Source organism: Pseudomonas frederiksbergensis (assembly GCF_001952935.1).
In the GTDB taxonomy this organism is placed as follows: Bacteria; Pseudomonadota; Gammaproteobacteria; order Pseudomonadales; family Pseudomonadaceae; genus Aquipseudomonas; species Aquipseudomonas frederiksbergensis.
In genome coordinates this window covers 3,225,969-3,245,757 of the sequence record NZ_CP018319.1, presented here as the reverse complement: position 1 = coordinate 3,245,757, position 19,789 = coordinate 3,225,969, and the positions used below count along the sequence as shown (strand labels likewise).

The 19,789-nt window shown below is 60.1% G+C and carries 19 protein-coding genes; 10 read left to right on the top strand and 9 right to left on the bottom strand.

Annotated features, from left to right (window positions below; translation table 11 throughout):
• The first annotated feature begins 49 nt into the window (after positions 1–49).
• From miaB to lnt, 5 genes are all read left to right on the top strand, one after another.
• Complete coding sequence (gene miaB / locus PFAS1_RS15020) at positions 50–1,378, top strand: tRNA (N6-isopentenyl adenosine(37)-C2)-methylthiotransferase MiaB (protein ID WP_033053447.1); 1,329 nt, start codon at positions 50–52, stop codon at positions 1,376–1,378.
• A gap of 215 nt (positions 1,379–1,593) precedes the next feature.
• Positions 1,594–2,610: a PhoH family protein gene (locus PFAS1_RS15015; RefSeq protein WP_076029637.1), complete on the top strand. Its 1,017-nt coding sequence runs from the start codon at positions 1,594–1,596 to the stop codon at positions 2,608–2,610.
• Positions 2,603–3,097 (top strand): rRNA maturation RNase YbeY, encoded by a 495-nt coding sequence (gene ybeY, locus PFAS1_RS15010; protein WP_074871169.1) that lies wholly within the window; start codon positions 2,603–2,605, stop codon positions 3,095–3,097. Before PFAS1_RS15015 ends, ybeY begins: the two co-directional genes overlap by 8 nt.
• Before the next feature lie 5 nt (positions 3,098–3,102).
• The gene (locus PFAS1_RS15005) at positions 3,103–3,942 is read left to right on the top strand and encodes an HlyC/CorC family transporter (RefSeq protein ID WP_074871170.1); all 840 of its coding nucleotides are present in this window, start codon (positions 3,103–3,105) and stop codon (positions 3,940–3,942) included.
• Between the two features lie 14 nt (positions 3,943–3,956).
• Positions 3,957–5,480, top strand: coding sequence for an apolipoprotein N-acyltransferase (gene lnt, locus PFAS1_RS15000; RefSeq protein ID WP_076029636.1), 1,524 nt, complete (start codon positions 3,957–3,959; stop codon positions 5,478–5,480).
• 113 nt (positions 5,481–5,593) lie between these two features.
• On the opposite strand, the gene PFAS1_RS14995 is transcribed toward lnt, so the two are convergent.
• Complete coding sequence (locus PFAS1_RS14995) at positions 5,594–6,373, bottom strand: YdcF family protein (protein WP_076029635.1); 780 nt, start codon at positions 6,371–6,373, stop codon at positions 5,594–5,596.
• A 108-nt stretch (positions 6,374–6,481) separates the two neighbouring features.
• Positions 6,482–6,802, bottom strand: coding sequence for a hypothetical protein (locus tag PFAS1_RS14990; RefSeq protein WP_076029634.1), 321 nt, complete (start codon positions 6,800–6,802; stop codon positions 6,482–6,484).
• A gap of 279 nt (positions 6,803–7,081) precedes the next feature.
• Here PFAS1_RS14990 and leuS point away from each other — a divergent pair, with 279 nt between their 5' ends.
• From leuS to PFAS1_RS14965, 5 genes are all read left to right on the top strand, one after another.
• Complete coding sequence (gene leuS / locus PFAS1_RS14985; RefSeq protein WP_076029633.1) at positions 7,082–9,688, top strand: leucine--tRNA ligase; 2,607 nt, start codon at positions 7,082–7,084, stop codon at positions 9,686–9,688.
• A gap of 88 nt (positions 9,689–9,776) precedes the next feature.
• Complete coding sequence (locus tag PFAS1_RS14980) at positions 9,777–10,382, top strand: LPS-assembly lipoprotein LptE (RefSeq protein ID WP_076029632.1); 606 nt, start codon at positions 9,777–9,779, stop codon at positions 10,380–10,382.
• A 39-nt stretch (positions 10,383–10,421) separates the two neighbouring features.
• Positions 10,422–11,459, top strand: a complete 1,038-nt coding sequence (gene holA / locus PFAS1_RS14975; protein WP_076029631.1) for a DNA polymerase III subunit delta — start codon at positions 10,422–10,424, stop codon at positions 11,457–11,459.
• Between the two features lie 187 nt (positions 11,460–11,646).
• A complete protein-coding gene (gene arfA / locus PFAS1_RS14970; RefSeq protein WP_047533707.1) occupies positions 11,647–11,811 on the top strand; it encodes an alternative ribosome rescue factor ArfA in 165 nt (54 codons plus the stop codon).
• Between the two features lie 62 nt (positions 11,812–11,873).
• The gene (locus PFAS1_RS14965) at positions 11,874–13,196 is read left to right on the top strand and encodes a lytic murein transglycosylase (protein ID WP_076029630.1); all 1,323 of its coding nucleotides are present in this window, start codon (positions 11,874–11,876) and stop codon (positions 13,194–13,196) included.
• Positions 13,197–13,267: 71 nt separating this feature from the next.
• Here the strand turns inward: PFAS1_RS14965 and PFAS1_RS14960 are convergent, their stop codons facing one another.
• The 7 genes from PFAS1_RS14960 to mltB all read right to left on the bottom strand — a co-directional run bounded on the left by PFAS1_RS14960 (position 13,268) and on the right by mltB (position 19,777).
• Positions 13,268–14,218 carry a S66 peptidase family protein gene (locus tag PFAS1_RS14960; protein WP_076029629.1) on the bottom strand — a complete coding sequence of 317 codons (951 nt, stop codon included), beginning with the start codon at positions 14,216–14,218 and terminating at the stop codon, positions 13,268–13,270.
• A 173-nt stretch (positions 14,219–14,391) separates the two neighbouring features.
• On the bottom strand, positions 14,392–15,414 hold the full coding sequence (gene lipA / locus PFAS1_RS14955; RefSeq protein ID WP_059402097.1) for a lipoyl synthase: 1,023 nt from the start codon (positions 15,412–15,414) through the stop codon (positions 14,392–14,394).
• Between the two features lies 1 nt (position 15,415).
• The gene (gene lipB / locus PFAS1_RS14950) at positions 15,416–16,063 is read right to left on the bottom strand and encodes a lipoyl(octanoyl) transferase LipB (RefSeq protein WP_076029628.1); all 648 of its coding nucleotides are present in this window, start codon (positions 16,061–16,063) and stop codon (positions 15,416–15,418) included.
• Entirely contained in the window at positions 16,063–16,338 is a 276-nt protein-coding gene (locus PFAS1_RS14945; RefSeq protein ID WP_074871185.1) for a DUF493 domain-containing protein, read from the bottom strand. Before PFAS1_RS14945 ends, lipB begins: the two co-directional genes overlap by 1 nt.
• A gap of 80 nt (positions 16,339–16,418) precedes the next feature.
• On the bottom strand, positions 16,419–17,576 hold the full coding sequence (locus PFAS1_RS14940) for a D-alanyl-D-alanine carboxypeptidase family protein (protein WP_076029627.1): 1,158 nt from the start codon (positions 17,574–17,576) through the stop codon (positions 16,419–16,421).
• Positions 17,577–17,756: 180 nt separating this feature from the next.
• Positions 17,757–18,767 (bottom strand): septal ring lytic transglycosylase RlpA family protein, encoded by a 1,011-nt coding sequence (locus PFAS1_RS14935; RefSeq protein WP_076029626.1) that lies wholly within the window; start codon positions 18,765–18,767, stop codon positions 17,757–17,759.
• Positions 18,767–19,777, bottom strand: coding sequence for a lytic murein transglycosylase B (gene mltB, locus PFAS1_RS14930; RefSeq protein ID WP_074871191.1), 1,011 nt, complete (start codon positions 19,775–19,777; stop codon positions 18,767–18,769). Before mltB ends, PFAS1_RS14935 begins: the two co-directional genes overlap by 1 nt.
• Positions 19,778–19,789 lie beyond the last annotated feature (12 nt).

Genomic DNA, 19,789 nt, shown 5'->3' with positions numbered 1-19,789 from the left:
CATGTTCCCTATAATGCGCGGTTCTTTGAATCACGTGATGACTCTGTCCATGGCCAAGAAGCTTTACATCGAAACCCACGGTTGCCAGATGAACGAGTACGACAGCTCGCGCATGGTCGATCTGCTGGGCGAACATCAGGCCCTGGAAGTCACCGCTCGCGCTGAAGATGCCGACGTGATCCTGCTCAATACCTGCTCGATCCGCGAACGTGCCCAGGACCGGGTGTATTCCCAACTCGGCCGCTGGCGCGAACTGAAACTGGCCAACCCGGACATGGTGATTGCCGTTGGCGGTTGCGTGGCCAGCCAGGAAGGCGCGGCCATCCGCGATCGTGCGCCGTACGTCGATGTGGTGTTCGGCCCGCAGACCCTGCACCGCCTGCCGGAAATGATCGACGCCGCCCGCGCGACCAAGCTGCCGCAAGTCGACGTCTCGTTTCCGGAAATCGAAAAATTCGACCACTTGCCCGAGCCGCGCATCGATGGCCCAAGCGCCTACGTGTCGGTCATGGAAGGCTGCAGCAAGTACTGCACTTTCTGCGTGGTGCCCTACACCCGCGGCGAAGAAGTCAGCCGACCTTTCGACGACGTGATCGCCGAGATCATCCACCTGGCTGAAAACGGCGTGCGTGAAGTGACCCTGCTCGGGCAGAACGTCAATGGCTACCGCGGGACCACTCATGACGGTCGTTTGGCTGACTTGGCCGAACTGATCCGCGTCGTCGCCGCCGTCGATGGCATTGATCGCATCCGCTACACCACCTCACACCCACTGGAATTCTCCGATAGCCTGATCCAGGCCCACGCCGACGTGCCGGAACTGGTCAAACACCTGCACTTGCCGGTGCAATCGGGCTCGGACCGAATCCTGGCGGCGATGAAGCGCAACCACACCGCGCTGGAATACAAATCCAAACTGCGCAAGCTGCGTGCTGCCGTACCGGGGATTTGCATCAGCTCGGACTTCATCGTCGGCTTCCCGGGCGAGACCGAAAAAGACTTCGAACAGACCATGAAGCTGATTGAAGACGTCGGTTTCGACTTCTCCTACTCGTTCGTCTATAGCCAACGCCCGGGCACTCCGGCTGCCGATCTGGCCGACGAAACGCCGGAAGCGCTGAAAAAAGAACGCCTGAACGCCCTGCAACATCGCCTGAACCAGCAAGGTTTCGAGATCAGCCGACAAATGGTGGGCTCCATTCAGCGGATTCTGGTCACCGATTATTCGAAAAAAGACCCCGGTGAACTGCAAGGCCGGACCGAGAATAATCGCATCGTCAACTTCCGCTGCGACAATCCGACGTTGATCGGGCAGTTCGCCGATGTGCATATCGATGCCGCACAACCGCACTCGCTGCGGGGTTCGCTGATCCAATAACACCGCCGATCAGTGTGGGAGCGGGCTTGCTCGCGAAGGCGATGTGTCAGCTACATTAATGTCGCCTGACACTCCCTCTTCGCGAGCAAGCCCGCTCCCACAAAGACCGCGCCAGGCGCAGGAATCAACTTGGTCTGTATAAGGCCTTTCGCACCCAGGCCTCTGGCGTTATCCTTGATTTCATCTTAATTGCCCCAGGGCGGCTAAATACGACCTTGAACGCACCCATAGAACCACATCGTTTTATCCTCGAGCCTTTTGAAGCTCGCCGCTTCGCCAATCTGTGCGGGCAATTCGACGAGCATCTGCGCTTGATCGAACAGCGCCTGAATATCGAGATCCGCAACCGCGGAGACCAGTTCGAACTGATCGGCGAGCCCAAGCACACCACCTCCGCGGAAAACCTCCTGCGCCGCCTGTACCGGGAAACCAAGGGTACCGAGCTGTCGCCGGACATGGTTCACCTGTTCCTGCAGGAATCGGCCGTCGAAGAGCTGGACAACGTCTCCCCCTCCGAACCTTCCGTCGCCCTGCGCACCAAAAAAGGCATGATTCGCCCTCGCGGCTTGAATCAGTTGCGCTATGTGAAGGAAATCCTCGGTAACGACATCAACTTCGGCATCGGCCCGGCCGGTACCGGCAAGACCTATCTGGCCGTTGCCTGCGCGGTAGACGCACTGGAACGCGAGCAGATTCGCCGCATCCTGCTGGTACGACCGGCGGTTGAAGCAGGCGAAAAGCTTGGTTTCCTGCCCGGCGACCTGTCGCAGAAGATCGACCCGTACCTGCGCCCGCTCTACGACGCACTCTACGAAATGCTCGGCTTCGAATACGTGGCCAAGCTGATCGAGCGTCAGGTGATCGAAGTTGCGCCACTGGCCTACATGCGCGGTCGCACCTTGAACAACAGTTTCATCATCCTCGACGAAAGCCAGAACACCACCGTCGAGCAAATGAAAATGTTCCTGACCCGGATCGGCTTCGGCTCTACCGCCGTCATCACCGGTGATATCACCCAGGTCGACCTGCCGAAAGGCACCAAGTCCGGGCTGCACCATGTGATCGAAGTGCTCAAGGACGTACCGGGCATCAGCTTCACCCATTTCATGCCCAAAGACGTCGTGCGCCATCCACTGGTGCAGCGCATCGTCGAAGCCTACGAGCGCTTCGAGAATCGCGTGGCCGACGAACCGGCGAAGGTCTCGTCCAAGGACAATCGCCACGATGCTTGAGCTTGATCTGCAACTGGCTACCGAAGCGCCTGCGCCCAGCGAAGCCGAGTTCCGCCAATGGTGCGAACTGGCGCTGCGCCAGCGCACAGCCGACTCCGAAATGACCATTCGCTTGGTCGATGAAGCGGAAGGTCGCGAACTGAACCACACCTGGCGGCAAAAGGATTACGCCACTAACGTCTTGTCGTTTCCCGCCGATGTGCCCGACGAATTTCTGGATATCCCGCTATTGGGCGATCTGGTGATCTGCGTGGCGGTGGTCGAGCGCGAAGCAACCGAACAAGGCAAGGCACTCAAGGCCCATTGGGCTCACCTGGTCATTCACGGCTGCCTGCATCTGCTTGGTTACGACCATATCGATGACGAGGAAGCCGAAGAAATGGAAGCACTGGAACGAACGTTGCTTGCAGAGTTGGGCTATCCCGACCCGTATGCGGACGACGAAACAGACACATCCCCTATCGTTACAACAAAGGATTCAGAGTAATCGCTATGAGCGAAGATCGATCGAGCAACGGGCAAAAGTCATGGCTGGGTAAGCTCACCCAGGCTTTTGCCCACGAGCCGAAGAACCGCCAGGAGCTGCTGGAGCTGCTGCGCGATGCCCACCAAAACAAGTTGCTGGACAGCGAAGCGCTGGCCATCGTCGAAGGCGCTATCCAGGTGGCTGACCTGCAAGTACGGGACATCATGGTCCCGCGCTCGCAGATGATCAGCATCAAGGCGACCCAGACACCCCGCGAGTTCCTGCCTGCCGTGGTCGACTCGGCCCACTCCCGCTACCCGGTGATCGGCGAAAGCCACGATGACGTGATGGGCGTGTTGCTGGCCAAGGATTTGCTGCCGTTGATCCTCAAGGAGAACGGCGACAGCTTCAACATCAAGGACTTGCTGCGCCCGGCCACTTTCGTGCCCGAGTCCAAGCGTCTGAATGTGCTGCTGCGCGAGTTCCGCGCCAACCACAACCACATGGCCATCGTCATCGACGAATACGGCGGCGTGGCGGGCCTGGTGACCATCGAAGACGTGCTGGAACAGATCGTCGGCGACATCGAAGACGAGCATGACGTCGAAGAAGACAGCTACATCAAGCCGCTGCCCAGCGGTGACTTCCTGATCAAGGCCCTGACGCCGATCGAGAATTTCAACGAATTCTTCGACAGCCAATTCTCCGATGACGAATTCGACACGGTCGGCGGTCTGGTGATGAGCGCGTTCGGGCACCTGCCAAAACGCAACGAAATCACTGAAATCGGCCCCTATCGCTTCCGCATCCTGAACGCCGACAGCCGTCGGATTCACCTGCTGCGCCTGTCACCTATCGCCCGGTAATTCTAAGGATTGAAATGCATCGTCTGACCCGCCCCGGCTGGCCCGGTAACCTGCTGGCCGTGGTGGCCGGTGCAATCACCACCCTGGCCCTGGCGCCGTTCGATATCTGGCCGTTGGCGTTGCTGGCGGTCGGTTTCTTTTATGCCGGCTTGCGCGAACTGAACCCACGTCAGGCCCTGGGCCGTGGCTGGTGTTTCGGTTTCGGCCTGTTTGGCGCTGGCACCAGTTGGATCTACTACAGCATTCACCACTTCGGCGGCGCTTCGGTGCTGCTGGCCGGTTTCCTGATGCTGATCTTCACGGCGGCAATTGCCTGGTTCTTCGCCCTGCCGGCCTGGATCTGGACGCGCTGGCTGCGCCGTAACGAAGCGCCGCTGGCCGACGCCCTGGCGTTTGCGGCGTTGTGGGTCGGCCAGGAAGCCTTTCGCGGCTGGTTCCTGACCGGTTTCCCCTGGCTTTATTCCGGCTACAGTCAGCTCGACGGCCCGTTGGCCGGGCTCGCACCGCTGGGCGGGATGTGGCTGATTTCCTTCACCCTGGCCCTGACGGCAGCGCTGATCTATAACGCATTGCGCCTGCTGCGCACCGGCCGCAAAGGCTTTATCGCCGCAGGTGTGTTGCTGCTGATTGGCCCTTGGGTGGCCGGCATGGCGCTCAAGGAACACGCCTGGACAACCCCGGCGGGTGCACCACTGACTGTCGCAGCGATTCAGGGCAACATCGAACAGAGCATGAAGTGGGATCCGACGCAGCTCAACGCGCAGTTGGCGCTGTACCGTGACATGAGTTTCAGCTCCAAACCGGTCGACTTGCTGATCTGGCCGGAAACGGCCATCCCGGTGCTCAAGGAGTCCGCCGAGGGCTACCTGAACATGATGGGGAGCTTCGCCGCAGAGCGTAAATCCGCGCTGATTACCGGTGTACCGATTCGCGAGGAAGTCCATCACCAGAAGCGTTTCTACAACGGCATCACCGTCGTGGGCGAAGGCGATGGCACTTACCTCAAACAGAAGCTGGTGCCGTTTGGCGAATACGTTCCGTTGCAGGACGTGCTGCGCGGGCTGATCGCCTTCTTCGACCTGCCGATGTCGGACTTTGCCCGCGGCCCCGCCGATCAGGCGATGCTGCAAGCCAAGGGCTATCAGATTGCGCCGTTCATCTGCTACGAAGTGGTTTACCCGGAATTCGCCGCCAGCCTTGCGGCGCGCAGCGATCTGCTGCTGACCATCAGTAATGACACCTGGTTCGGCACGTCCATCGGCCCGCTGCAACATTTACAGATGGCGCAGATGCGCGCGCTGGAGGCTGGTCGCTGGATGATCCGCGCCACCAACAACGGCGTGACCGGCCTGATCAACCCGTTCGGCCAGATCACTGTGCAGATTCCTCAGTTCGAACGTGGGATTTTGTACGGTGAAGTGGTGCCCATGCACAACCTGACGCCTTATCTGGAATGGCGTTCGTGGCCGCTGATCATTGTTTGCGTGTTGTTGTTTGGCTGGGCACTGATCGCGAGCCGGATGGCCAAGACAGTCTGATGATCGTTCCCACGCTCCGCGTGGGAATGCATCCCGTGACGCTCTGCGTCACAGCGTCAACAGCGGGACGCAGAGCGTCCCCGGCGGCATTCCCACGCGGAGCGTGGGAACGATCAATCAGCACCAACATCGCCTCGGTAAAAGATCGAATACCCGATCTGCCCCACCGCCTCATTCATCAACTGCCCGCTCTGCCAGATCGACTTGAATTCCGGCATCCAGCCACCCAGTGGCCGGGCATTGTCCACGCCTAAAAACCCCATCGGCGCCGGGACTACTTCAAAACCTGCTTTTTCGAAACTCCAGACGGCTCGCGGCATGTGCCAGGCCTGAGTCACGATCACCACGCGCTTGATCCCTTGCGGCAACAACACCTCGGCGCTGAACTGCGCGTTCTCCCAGGTCGTGCGGCTGCGCCCTTCCTGCCAACGCACCGTCACGCCGAAATCATCTTGCAACGAGTCGGCCATCAACCTGGCCTCAGTCGGCGGCGTACCGTAATGCAAACCACCACTGGTCAGGACCGGCAAGCCCGACGCCTTGGCCAGCCGCGCCGTATAACGCTCGCGCTGCAGCGCCGCACCCGTCGGCTGGTCGTCGCCCCAGGCCAGATCGCCACGCTCACGCCCCGCGCCCAGCACGACAATCGCATCGGCACGCTGCGCCAATGTCGCCCATTCATTACGAGCCAGCGGCGCTTCACGCTCCAGCGCCTTGGCGCCCCACTGCACCACCACCGGCAAGCTCATCAGCCAGAAGCCGCCCACGCCCAAGGCAAAACACAACCCGGCAAGGCGCGGTCTCGAGCGGCGCAACCACCAGGCAAGCACCAACAGCAACAAAAGAATGCCGGGCGGTAACAGGAGTTGTTTAACGAAATATCGAAAAGGCATCGAGCATCTCCAAAAAGATGCCCGAAGCCTAAGTGGGTTGACGCAATGCGACAACAAATACGGAAGGACCAAGCCTCACAAATACATCAGACATTGCTTCCAGTGTCCTTACTTGAACTGCAAAGACCGGACCTTTACCGCGTCCTTGCCAGGAACCTTGTCCTTGAGCCAGATGATCTTGGCCGAACGTGGTGCATCGAGTTGCTTCACTGCTTCTGACAAGCATCCGTGCGTCTCACGTTCACTGCGATCGAGATACGCCTTGACCAGATCAAACTCTGCGGGGCTCAAGCCACGCAATTCCAGTTCCAACGGACGCTCATCGCGTAACCGGTCAGCGGTTTTCGCCGCGTCCAAGGCCATTCCCAAACGATCGATCAGTCTTTCGTACAGCTCCGGTTTTGTAACTTTTTGCCGTGACTCAACCATCCATCACCTCATTGAAGATAAGACTCACTCCCCATTTAGAGCTTAGCCTCCATCAACAAACCGGCTGAGTACTGCGACCAACGGCCCTCGCAGCGGTTTTTGGGCGACCCGCAGCAGCAATCAGGGTTTCCCTCGGTAGAGTGCGGTCATGTATGCTACGGCGCTTCCTGTAACTCCACTTCCAGCTCGCCTGGGCACCGAAACGCCGATTTGGCGTGATCACCGTCCAGCGTTGCATTGAAGAGGATTAGGCCACCCCTATTCAGTTCAAAAGTAGCCATGCACGAACAATATCAGCCCCGTGAAATCGAAGCCGCCGCCCAGTCGTTCTGGGACGAGCAAAAGTCCTTTGAAGTCAGTGAACAGCCAGGCAAGGAGACTTTCTACTGCCTGTCGATGTTCCCTTACCCCAGCGGCAAGCTACACATGGGGCACGTGCGCAACTACACCATCGGCGACGTGATCTCCCGCTATCAGCGCATGCAAGGCAAGAACGTCCTGCAACCCATGGGTTGGGACGCCTTCGGCATGCCGGCGGAAAACGCCGCGATGAAGAACAACGTAGCGCCCGCCAAGTGGACCTACGAAAACATCGCCTACATGAAAACCCAGCTGCGCAGCCTGGGCCTCGCGGTGGACTGGTCGCGCGAAGTGACCACCTGCAAGCCGGATTACTACCGCTGGGAACAATGGCTGTTCACTCGCCTGTTCGAAAAAGGCGTGATTTACAAAAAAAGCGGCACCGTGAACTGGGACCCGGTCGACCAGACCGTCCTGGCCAACGAGCAAGTGATCGACGGTCGCGGCTGGCGTTCCGGCGCGCTGATCGAAAAGCGCGAAATCCCGATGTACTACTTCAAGATCACCGCCTACGCGGATGAGCTGCTGGAAAGCCTCGACGAACTGACTGGCTGGCCTGAACAGGTCAAGACAATGCAGCGCAACTGGATCGGCAAATCCCGCGGCATGGAAGTGCAGTTCCCGTATGACGTCGCGTCCATCGGCGAAGCCGGCGCGCTGAAAGTATTCACTACCCGTCCAGACACCTTGATGGGCGCGACCTACGTTGCCGTAGCCGCCGAGCACCATTTGGCGACCCTGGCCGCGCAGAACAACCCTGAGCTGCAAGCGTTCATCGCTGAATGCAAGGGCGGCAGCGTTGCCGAAGCCGACGTCGCCACCCAAGAGAAGAAAGGCCTGCCGACTTCGCTGTTCGTCGAACATCCGCTGACCGGCGAGAAACTCCCGGTGTGGGTCGCCAACTACGTGCTGATGCACTACGGCGATGGCGCGGTGATGGCTGTTCCGGCTCACGATGAACGCGATTTCGAGTTCGCTACCAAGTACAACCTGCCAATCAAGTCCGTGGTGCGCACCAGTTCCGGTGACACCAACCCGGCCCCTTGGCAGGACGCGTACGGCGAGCACGGCACGCTGATCAACTCCGGCGAATTCGACGGCCTCGACTTCCCAGGCGCTTTCGACGCCATCGAAGTCGCGCTGATCAAGAAGAACCTCGGCGCCTCGCGTACCCAGTTCCGCCTGCGCGACTGGGGCATCAGCCGTCAGCGCTACTGGGGCTGCCCGATCCCGATCATCCACTGCAACACCTGCGGCGATGTACCAGTCCCGGAAGATCAGTTGCCCGTGATACTGCCGGAAGACGTCGTGCCGGATGGCGCCGGTTCGCCATTGGCGCGCATGCCCGAGTTCTACGAGTGCAGCTGCCCGAAATGCGGCGCACCGGCCAAGCGTGAAACCGACACCATGGACACCTTCGTCGAGTCCTCGTGGTACTACGCCCGTTACGCCTCGCCGCACTATGAAGGCGGCCTGGTGGAAAAATCGGCGGCCGACCATTGGTTGCCGGTTGATCAGTACATCGGCGGTATCGAACACGCCATTCTTCACCTGCTTTATGCGCGTTTCTTCCACAAGCTGATGCGCGACGAAGGCCTGGTGAGCTCCAACGAACCATTCAAGAACCTGCTGACCCAGGGCATGGTGATCGCCGAGACTTACTATCGCCGCGAAGCCAACGGTGCTTACACCTGGTTCAACCCGGCAGATGTCGAACTCGAACGCGACAGCAAGGCCAAGGTCATCAGCGCCAAGCTGATCGCGGACGGCCTGCCGGTGGAAATCGGTGGCACCGAGAAGATGGCCAAGTCGAAGAACAACGGCGTTGACCCACAGTCGATGATCGACCAGTTCGGCGCAGACACCTGCCGCCTGTTCATGATGTTCGCCTCGCCACCCGACATGAGCGCGGAATGGTCCGACTCCGGCGTAGAAGGTTCGCACCGCTTCCTCAAGCGTGTCTGGCGCCTGGCTCAGGCCCACGTCACTCAGGGCTTGCCGGGCAAACTGGACCTCGCCAGCCTGAACGACGGGCAGAAAGCCATTCGCCGCTCGATCCACCAGGCGATCAAGCAGGCCAGCCACGACGTCGGCCAGAACCACAAATTCAACACCGCCATCGCTCAGGTGATGACGCTGATGAACGTGCTGGAAAAAGCCCCGCAAGGTACTGAACAGGATCGCGCGCTGATTCACGAAGGTCTGGAAGCCGTAACGCTGCTGCTGGCTCCGATCACGCCGCACATCAGCCACGAGCTGTGGAATCAACTGGGTCACGCTGACCCGGTGATCGACGCCGCTTGGCCGGTGCTGGACGAAAGCGCGCTGGTACAGGACAGCCTGCAACTGGTCATCCAGGTCAACGGCAAGCTGCGCGGCCACATCGAAATGCCTGCCAGCGCCAGCCGCGAAGAAGTCGAAGCCGCCGCACGGGCCAACGAGAACGTGCTGCGCTTTGTCGACGGTCTGACCATTCGTAAAGTGATCGTAGTGCCCGGGAAACTGGTCAATATCGTCGCAAGCTAATTGGATCAGGCGCCAGGTCATGCCTGGCGCCGAGTAAAACCTTTCGGGCCGCAAGATCGGCCCACATGGTTTCAAGGGGAGCAACAAGATGATCAAACGCAATTTGCTGGTGATGGGCCTTGCGGTCCTGTTGAGCGCCTGCGGTTTCCAGCTGCGCGGCACCGGCACCAATGAACTGGCGATCAAGGAACTCGACCTGAGTGCCCGTAACGCTTACGGCGAAATCGTGACGCAACTGCGTCAAGTGCTGGAAAGCAGCGGCGTCAAGGTCTACAGCGGTGCACCTTACAAGCTGGTGCTGACCGATGAGCAGGAAAGCCAGCGCATCCTCAGCTACGCAGGTGCCGGTCGTACTGGCGAGTACCAGGTAAGCACCGTGCTGAGCTACGACATCCGTGGTGAAAGCAACCTGCCGCTGCTGAGCGACAAGCTCGAAGTGCAAAAAATCTTTATCCACGACGGCAGCAATCTGGTGGGTTCCGACCAGGAAGCCAACGACGCCCGCAAGGAAACCCGTCGTGAACTGGTCCAACGGATGATGCTGCGTCTGCAACAGCTCACGCCTGCTCAGCTGGACCAGATGCAACAGACCGCCAACGCCAAAGCCAAGGCTGAGGCCGATGCACTGGAAGCGGCGCAGAAGGTTGAAGCGCAAACGCCGCGCCAGTCGCCAATCGAACTGCCGCAGCAGTAAGACTTACGGGGCGCTCAGGCGCCCCGTTAGCCCTCGCCTATGAAACTCGCCCCCGCCCAACTCGCCAAACACCTGCAAGGTGCCCTCGCGCCGGTCTACATCATCAGTGGCGATGACCCACTGCTGTGTCAGGAAGCCGCCGACGCCATTCGTGCCGCCGCCCGCCAACAGGGATTCGACGAACGCCAGGTCTTCGCCGCCGACGCCAGTTTCGACTGGGGAACGTTGCTGCAAGCTGGCGCGAGCATGTCGCTATTCGCTGAAAAGCGCCTGCTGGAACTGCGTCTGCCGTCCGGCAAACCCGGTGACAAAGGTGCTGCCGCGTTTATCGAGTACTGCTCACGGCCCGCCGAAGACACGGTGTTGCTGATCAGCCTGCCGAAACTTGATGGCAGCGCGCAGAAAACCAAGTGGGGCAAGGCGCTGGTCGAAGGTCAGCAGACCCAGTTCGTGCAAATATGGCCGATAGAGACCAACCAGTTGCCGAGCTGGATCCGTCAACGGTTGTCCCAGGCCGGGCTTTCCGCCAGCCAGGACGCCGTCGAACTGATCGCCGCACGGGTCGAGGGCAACCTGCTGGCGGCGGCCCAGGAAATCGAAAAGCTCAAGCTGATGGCCGAAGGTGGTCAGATCACCGTCGAAACCGTACAAGCGGCGGTGGCCGACAGTGCGCGCTTCGATGTCTTTGGCCTGACCGACGCGATTCTCAACGGCGAAGCCGCTCATGCCCTGCGCATGCTCGAAGGGCTGCGCGGCGAAGGCGTTGAGCCACCAGTGATCCTCTGGGCTCTGGCCCGGGAGCTGCGTTTGTTGGCCAGCCTGTCGCTGCAGTACAGCCAGGGCGTGCCGCTGGACAAAGCCTTCAGCTCCGCCCGACCGCCGGTCTGGGACAAACGCAAGCCACTGATGAGCAAAGCCTTGCAACGCTACTCGGCGCAACGCTGGGCGCAACTATTGCTGGAAGCTCAGCGCATCGATGCGCAAATCAAAGGCCAGGCTGCGGGCTCGCCGTGGATGAGCCTGAGTCGGTTGACGCTGTTGATGGCCGGGCAGAGATTGTCGTTACCCGCCGAATAACGTTTTTGATCAAATAATGGCCATTCGCGGGCAAGCCTCGCTCCTACAGAAATCGTGTGACTCCTGTAGGAGCGAGGCTTGCCCGCGAAGGCGTCCGAAAGGTCCTACACAATGTAGGGACTAGACATAACCTCAACTTCGGCAGATTATTTCCCCCGCAAAACCCACTCAATCGAGAGATCCGATCATGAGCAAAAAGCCATCTAAACGTGGCCCCAACAAGGCCAAATCCATCATCGCCCAGCCACTGTTCCGCAGCCGTCAGGAACGAGCCGGCAAGGGCAAAGGCAGCTACCGCCGCGAAGCCTTCCAGTCTAATAGCTGGGAGGCTTCTTACTTTCTGGCGGCCTGAAAGGCAAGCGCTCGCTCAACATGTTAAGGTCTGCACCTGATTCGTACTCCCTGGACCCGTGCATGCCCTTTTGTATTTCCCGTCGTTGGCCTGTGCGCCAACTGATAGCTGCCTCCAGCCTCATTTTGCTAGTCGCCTGCGCGGAAAAACCCACCGCAGCCGACGCCAAGCCGCTTCAGACCCTCCCTGTCGCGACAGCCCCTGCGGTCATTCCGCCAGTGGTGCCGACCGGTGAAAACCTCGATATCCAGCCCACCCAGACCTTCGCCGAATGGCAGGCGGGTTTCCGCAAGGACGCTCTGGCCGCCGGCATCCGCGCCGATCTGTTCGACCGCGCCTTCGCTAATGTCAGCCTCGACTCCAGCGTGATCCGTGCCGACCGCAGCCAGCCGGAATTTTCCCGTCCGGTTTGGGAATACCTCGACGGCGCCCTTTCGCCGCTGCGGGTACACAAAGGCCAGGCGCTGGTCAGCCAGTACGCCGACATCCTGCAAAGCATCGAACAGCGCTACGGCGTCGATCGCCAGGCACTGGTCTCGGTATGGGGCATGGAAAGTAACTTCGGACAGTTCCAGGGCAACAAGTCGGTGATCAATTCCCTGGCGACCCTGGCCTATGAAGGTCGGCGTCCCGGGTTTGCCCACGCGCAACTGATCGCCGCCCTGCAGATCCTGCAACAGGGCGATATCGCTCCCGAGAAAATGCTCGGCTCCTGGGCTGGCGCCATGGGCCAGACCCAGTTCATCCCGACCACCTACAACACCCACGCCGTAGACTTCGATGGCGATGGTCGCCGCGACATCTGGGGCAGCCCGGCCGACGCACTGGCCTCGACGGCGCACTACCTGCAAAGCTCAGGCTGGCAGAAAGGCCAGCCGTGGGGCTTTGAAGTGCAGCTGCCAGGCAGTTTCAATTACGTTCTGGCCGATGGCACGATTCGCAAGAGCGTCGCCGAATGGCAGCAACTGGGCGTCACCCTGCCCAATGGCGGCAAGGTTCCGGCAGGCTCCGAACACCTGTCGGCCGCCCTGCTGCTGCCGGCCGGTTACCGCGGTCCGGCGTTCCTGGTCCTCGATAACTTCCGCGCAATCCTCAAGTACAACAACTCGTCGTCTTACGCCTTGGCCGTTAGCTTGTTGTCCGAGCGTTTCAACGGCGCCGGCCTGATCGACGGCACGTGGCCCAAAGATGATTTGCCGCTGAGCCGTACCGAGCGGATCGAACTGCAAAGCCTGTTGAGTGCCCAGAACTACGACGCGGGCAACGCCGACGGGATTATCGGCGCCAATACCCGCAAGGCGATCCGCAGCGCCCAGCAGTCGTTTGGCTGGCCGGCGGATGGGTATCCGACGCACAAGTTGCTCGAAGGTTTGCGTAACCGATAGTTAGCCGTATGGCGGATGCCGCCTTCGCGAGCAAGTCGGATCGCGAAGGCGGACTGTCAGGCGATGAACATTTAAGCCCTGCTCACCACATCCTGCTCCAGCACCAACACCTTTTCCCCCGCATCCAATCTGACCAGCGCGCCCATCGGCAACGTCAGGTTCGGATCACAATGCCCGCTACGCCACCCTGCCAACACCGGTATCCGCAAAGGTGCAAAGGTCTGCTTGAGCAAGCGCTCCAGAGAAACCGTATCGACCCCCGCCACATCCCCCACCAAAACCCCGCGCAGCTTGTGCAGCGTGCCGGCTAGTCGCAAATGAGTCAGCAGCCGGTCGATGCGATACAGCGGCTCGTTAATATCCTCGATGAACAGGATGACGCCCTCGGCATCGATCTCGTACGGCGTGCCCATGGTTGCGGCGATCATCGACAGATTGCCCCCCAGCAAGCGCCCGTGAGCGATACCGGGCTCGATGGTGGTCAACGGCCAGGCCACCGGGTGTGAAAGCACACTGCCCGCCTTCACCTGCCCGCGCAGCATGTTAAAAAACGAGAACTCGGTGGGTTGCTGCTTGTCACCCAGCAGGTCCGCGTTGAGCATCGGGCCATGGAAGGTCACAAACCCGGCATGACGACTGATGGCCAAGTGCAGCGCAGTGACGTCGCTGTAGCCGATGAACGGCTTGGCATTGTTGCGCAGCAGTTCAAAGTCGATGCGATCGAGCAAACGCGGCGTACCGTAACCGCCACGCAGACAGATAATGGCATCGACCTCGCTGTCGGCGAATGCGTCATGCAAGTCGTTGAGCCGCACATCATCGCTGCCGGCCAGATAACCCTCTTGCTCATAAACGCCGGGAAATACCCGCAGCGAATAGCCGCGAGAGCGCATCCAGGCAATGGCTTTATCAGTGTTCAGTGCCGCAGGGCCGGCGGGCGCGATCACGGCGATCAGCCCGGCAGACGGCAGGGCCGGTACGGGGGCATGTGGACAAAGGGTATGGTTCGGTCGAACGGTCATCCATGAATCTCCCTGCGTGAATGCGTCAAGCACACAGTAGTCAGGAACGGGGACAAACAGAAGAGGGTCAGTCGCACCGAAAGTTGCAGGAAAAGTCTGCCATTGCGGTGGGCAGGCAAAAAAACGCCCGCGAGGCTGAATGCCTGCGGGCGTTTTTCATGTCTGGCAACCGATCAGGACGACATCAGCTCGGCTTTAACCAGTTTCGCCTGTTCGTCAGCATGGTACGAGGAACGTACCAACGGGCCGGAAGCGACGTTCTTGAAGCCCATCTTGTAACCTTCCTCGGCGAACCAGGCGAACACGTCCGGGTGCACGAAACGCTGGACCGGCAAGTGGCTGCGGGACGGCTGCAGGTACTGGCCCAGGGTCAGCATGTCGATGTCGTGCTCGCGCATGCGCTTCATGACTTCGATCACTTCTTCGTCGGTTTCGCCAAGACCCAGCATCAGGCCGGACTTGGTCGGAATGTGCGGCATCATCTGCTTGAAGCGTTGCAGCAGGGTCAGCGACCACTGGTAATCCGAACCCGGACGCGCGGCCTTGTACAGGCGCGGCACGGTTTCCAGGTTGTGGTTGAACACATCTGGCGGCTCGGCAGCAGTGATTTCCAACGCAACGTCCATGCGGCCACGGTAGTCCGGGACCAGGGTTTCGAGCTGCACGTTCGGCGACAGCTTGCGGATCTCGCGGATGCAGTCGGCAAAGTGCTGGGCACCGCCGTCACGCAGGTCGTCGCGGTCTACCGAGGTGATCACCACGTACTTGAGTTTCAGGTCGGCGATGGCGATGGCCAGGCTTTCCGGCTCGTTGACGTCCAGTGGCTTCGGACGACCGTGGCCAACGTCGCAGAACGGGCAGCGACGGGTGCAGATGTCACCCATGATCATGAAGGTCGCAGTACCGCCGGAGAAGCATTCGCCCAGGTTCGGGCAGGACGCCTCTTCGCACACGCTGTGCAGCTTGTGTTTGCGCAGCAGGGCCTTGATGCGGTCGACTTCCGGGGAAACCGGGATACGCACGCGAATCCAGTCAGGTTTCTTCGGCAGTTCGGTGGTCGGAATGATCTTCACCGGGATACGTGCAACCTTCTCGGCGCCGCGCAGCTTCACGCCGGCTTCAACCTTGGCACGCGGGGCCGGACGCTCGGTGACATCCAGCGTCGGGATCATGGTTTGCACTGCATCAGTAGTCATATCAGTCGATTCCGCCCGTTAGGGTCGTCTGCTCAGCATAGTCGAGGTGTTTGACGAGCTGCGCGCGCAGCCGGGCACTTACCTCGGCAAATTCAATCGATCCTGCGTGATCGCTCAGCTGGGTCATCGCCAGCCCGGCGTAGCCGCAGGGATTAATCCGTCGAAACGGTTCCAGGTTCATATCCACGTTCAAGGCCAGGCCATGAAAGGAGCAACCGTGGCGGATCCGCAGACCCAGAGAAGCGATTTTCGCCCCATTGACGTAGACACCCGGGGCATCCGGCTTGGCCACGGCGGTGACGTCGTAGCTGGCCAGCAATTCGATCAGGCATTGTTCCATGCGACTGACCAGGTCACGCACGCCGAAACCCAGCTTGCGTACATCGAGCAACAGGTAGGCCACCAATTGGCCGGGACCGTGATAAGTCACCTGGCCACCGCGATCGACCTTCACAACCGGAATATCTCCCGGCAGCAACAAATGCTCGGCCTTGCCGGCCTGCCCCTGGGTGAACACCGGTGGGTGCTCGACCAGCCAGATCTCGTCCGCGGCATCGCTGCCACGTTCGTTGGTGAAGCGTTGCATGGCATGCCAGACCGGCTCGTAAGCCATCTGGCCAAGCTCACGAAAGCCCAGCGTGCCCGACATCACAACACCATGTGCACGAAACCGGTAGCCCGCAACTCGCTGTTGATGTCGTACAGCTGTTCCTGGCCGGTGGCGATGATGTGCAACTGGATGGTCGTGTACTTGCCGTTGGTGCTCTGCCGTTCGGCAAAGGTGTCGTGATCAACGGTCGCGTGTTTCTCAAGGATCGCGATGATCTTGTCCTTGAAACCCACGCCGGTGTCGCCGATTACCTTGATCGGGTAATCCGCGCAGGGGAATTCGATTTTTGGCGCCTTTACTTCGGTGTCTGTCATGGCGTAACGGCCTCGTAAGCCGTGGCAACGGACATGGCCCCGTTCCGGATTGGAACAGGGCCATGCAGGTCCACACTAATTCAGTTGAACAAGCCGTAGAAGAATAGACGGATGCTATCCCACATGCGGCGGAAGATACCACCCTCGTCGACTGCGTCCAGAGCGATCAGGTCAGCGCTATGCACCACTTTGTCGTCCAGCTTCACTTCGACTTTACCGATTACGTCGCCCTTGGCGATTGGCGCAATCAGTTGCGGGTTCATGGTCATGCTCGCGGCGAGCTTTTTCAGCTGGCCTTTTGGCAGGGTCATGGTCAGGTCTTGAGCCAGGCCGGCCTTGACTTGATTGGTGGTGCCTTTCCAGACAGGAGCCTGAGCCAGCTCGGCGCCTTTCTGATAGAACGTCTGGGTTTCGAAGAAGCGGAAACCGTAAGTCAGCAGCTTCTGGGTTTCAGAGGCGCGGACTACATCGCTGTTAGTGCCGAACACCACGGCGATCAGGCGCATGCCATCACGTACTGCCGAAGACACCATGCAGTAACCGGCTTCGTCGGTGTGGCCGGTTTTCAGACCGTCAACGGTCTTGTCGCGCCACAGCAGCAGGTTGCGGTTAGGTTGCTTGATGCCGTTCCAGAAGAACTCTTTTTGCGAGTAGATCGCGTAATGAGCCGGGTCTTCGTGAATGATCGCGCGAGCCAACACCGCCATGTCATGAGCCGACGAGTAGTGTTCAGGGTTTGGCAGACCGGTCGGGTTCATGAAGTGGGTGTTGGTCAGGCCCAGGTCGGCGCCGTTTTTGTTCATCAGGTCGGCGAAAGCGTCTTCGCTGCCGGCGATGTGCTCGGCGAGCGCAACGCTGGCGTCGTTGCCCGACTGAATGATGATGCCGTGCAGCAGGTCGCTGACAGTGACTTGCGAGCCGACCTTGATGAACATCCGCGAACCACCGGTGCGCCAAGCGTTTTCGCTGACGGTCACTGGGTCATTCTCGCCGATCTGGCCGCGACGGATTTCCAGGGTCGCGATGTAAGCGGTCATCAGCTTGGTCAGGCTGGCCGGCGGCAGGCGCTGGTCACCGTTGTTCTCTACCAGCACGTTGCCGCTGCTGGCGTCCATGAGTACATAGGCTTTGGCGGCCAGTTGCGGCGGCGACGGCATCATCTCGACCGCGAAAGCGGCAGGCGAGAGGAGCAGCGGGACTAGCAGGCAAAGGCGTTTGGCAAAGGTGGTGATATTCATCCGTCTCTCGAAATCGCTAATGGAAACTGCCCTAAGGCAAAACTAATCAGACAGCTTTCTAACGAGCTGTCGCGTGTTCAGTTGTTCACTCAGACCCTTGCCGGGCTTTTGTTCTTCAACGAGCCAACAACCAGGTCCACCCCCCAAACTGCAAGCGAACCGTCAATCAAGTACTACGTATTACTCGGCAGTGACCAGGCTCGGCGAACCGAGATTGGCCAGGCGCACACTGTTCTGCACTTGCTGGATTTCACCCGGCGAGCCGATCGGCCCCAGGCGTACCCGATGCAGCGTCTGTTGATTGCGCACGATCGAACTGATGAACACCGGAGCGCTCACCATCCCGCTGAGCTTCGATCTCAGGAGTTCTGCAGCGTCCGGGTTGGCGAACGCGCCCACCTGCAGATACTGGCCAGAGGCTGGTACAGAAGCGTTTTTTTTTGCATCGATCGGCGAAGGCACAACGGCCGCGGCGTGCTGCTGCGGCGGTGGCGTCCATTGTTCGACGGTACCGGCCGAAGCCGTAATCACCGGCGCGCTATTCTGCGCAATTTTCGGCTCGTTGAGCATTAAAGGCGCCGGACGCCCTTTGGCGGCCCACCATTGCTGCGGGTCGATGCCTTCGACCTTGACCCGCGCCGTACCGGTTTCGGCATAACCGAGTTTCTTGGCCGCTGCGTAGGACAAATCGATGATTCGGTCCGAGTAGAACGGCCCGCGGTCGTTGACCCGCAGGACTACGCTCTTGTTGTTGTCCAGGTTGGTCACCCGAACGTAACTCGGCAGTGGCAAGGTCTTGTGCGCAGCACTCATGCCGTACAGGTCGTAGACCTCGCCATTGGCGGTGTTCTGACCGTGGAATTTGGTGCCATACCAGGACGCCGTGCCCGAGGCCACGTAGGTCTTGGATTCTTGCATCGGGAAGTAAGTCTTGCCCAGCACGGTGTACGGGTTGGCTTTATAGGGCCCGCTGTGCAGGGTTGGCGTAGCATCCGGGATACGCGATACGTCGACATCCCACCAAGGTGCGCCATCCTTGTGCGCCCGGTTGATATCCAGGCCAGGTGCCGAACGAACGGCGGTCGCAGATTTCTGAGCAGGCGCGCGGCTGGTCGAGCAACTGGCGACCAGCATCGCCAACGCGGCGAATGCCATCAGCTTCAGGGGTTTATTCATAGGCAATGCCCGCATTACTTGACGCCCCGTGCTTGGACCAGCTGTTCAGACAGTTGATGTACGGCCATGGCGTACATCACGCTGCGGTTATAACGCGTGATTGCGTAAAAATTCGTCAGGCCCATCCAGTATTCAGGGCCATTGTCACCTTCCAGGCGGAACGCCGTAACCGGCATATCATCGCGCAGCGCATCATGACTTGCCCACCCCAGCGCCCGCAACTCCCCAACCGTTTTTGTCGGCTCGATGCCCGTGGTCAAACCTTCGTCCACCTGATCGCCACGCACATCGGCGCGGCCGACCACCGGTTCGCCGGCAACCCAGCCGTGACGCTTGAAATAACTGGCGACGCTGCCGATGGCATCGTCCGGATTGGTCCAGATATTTATGTGGCCGTCACCGTCGAAGTCCACCGCGTAGGCGCGAAAGCTGCTCGGCATGAACTGTGGCAAACCCATGGCGCCGGCGTAAGAACCTTTGAGGGTCAGTGGATCGACCTGTTCTTCCCGGGCGAGCAACAGGAACTCACGCAATTCCTTGCGGAAAAATTCGGCACGGGGAGGATAGTCGAAACCCAGGGTCGACAAGGCGTCGATTACCCGGAAATTGCCGGTATTGCGGCCGAAAAAGGTCTCGACGCCGATGATGGAGACGATGACCTGCGCCGGCACGCCGTATTCCTGCTCGGCACGGGCCAGTACCGCTTCGTGCTGACGCCAGAAGTCGACACCCCGGGCGATGCGCGCGTCGGTGATGAACATCGGACGGTATTCGTTCCACTGCTTGACCCGCTCGGCGGGTTTCGAGATAGCGTCCAGGATCGACTGCTTGCGCTCGGCTTCGCGGAACACGCCCATCAGCTGCTCGCCGGCAAAACCGTAGTCGCGGGTCATTTCACCGACGAATTCGGCCACCTGCGGTGAGCCTTCGTAATCGCCGGCCAGCGCACCCTGCGCTGTGCCAAGGATGCTTACCAGGCCGACCCACGGCGCATATCGAGTCGCCCAGCCACGCATTACTTGCATTGAAATCTTCAC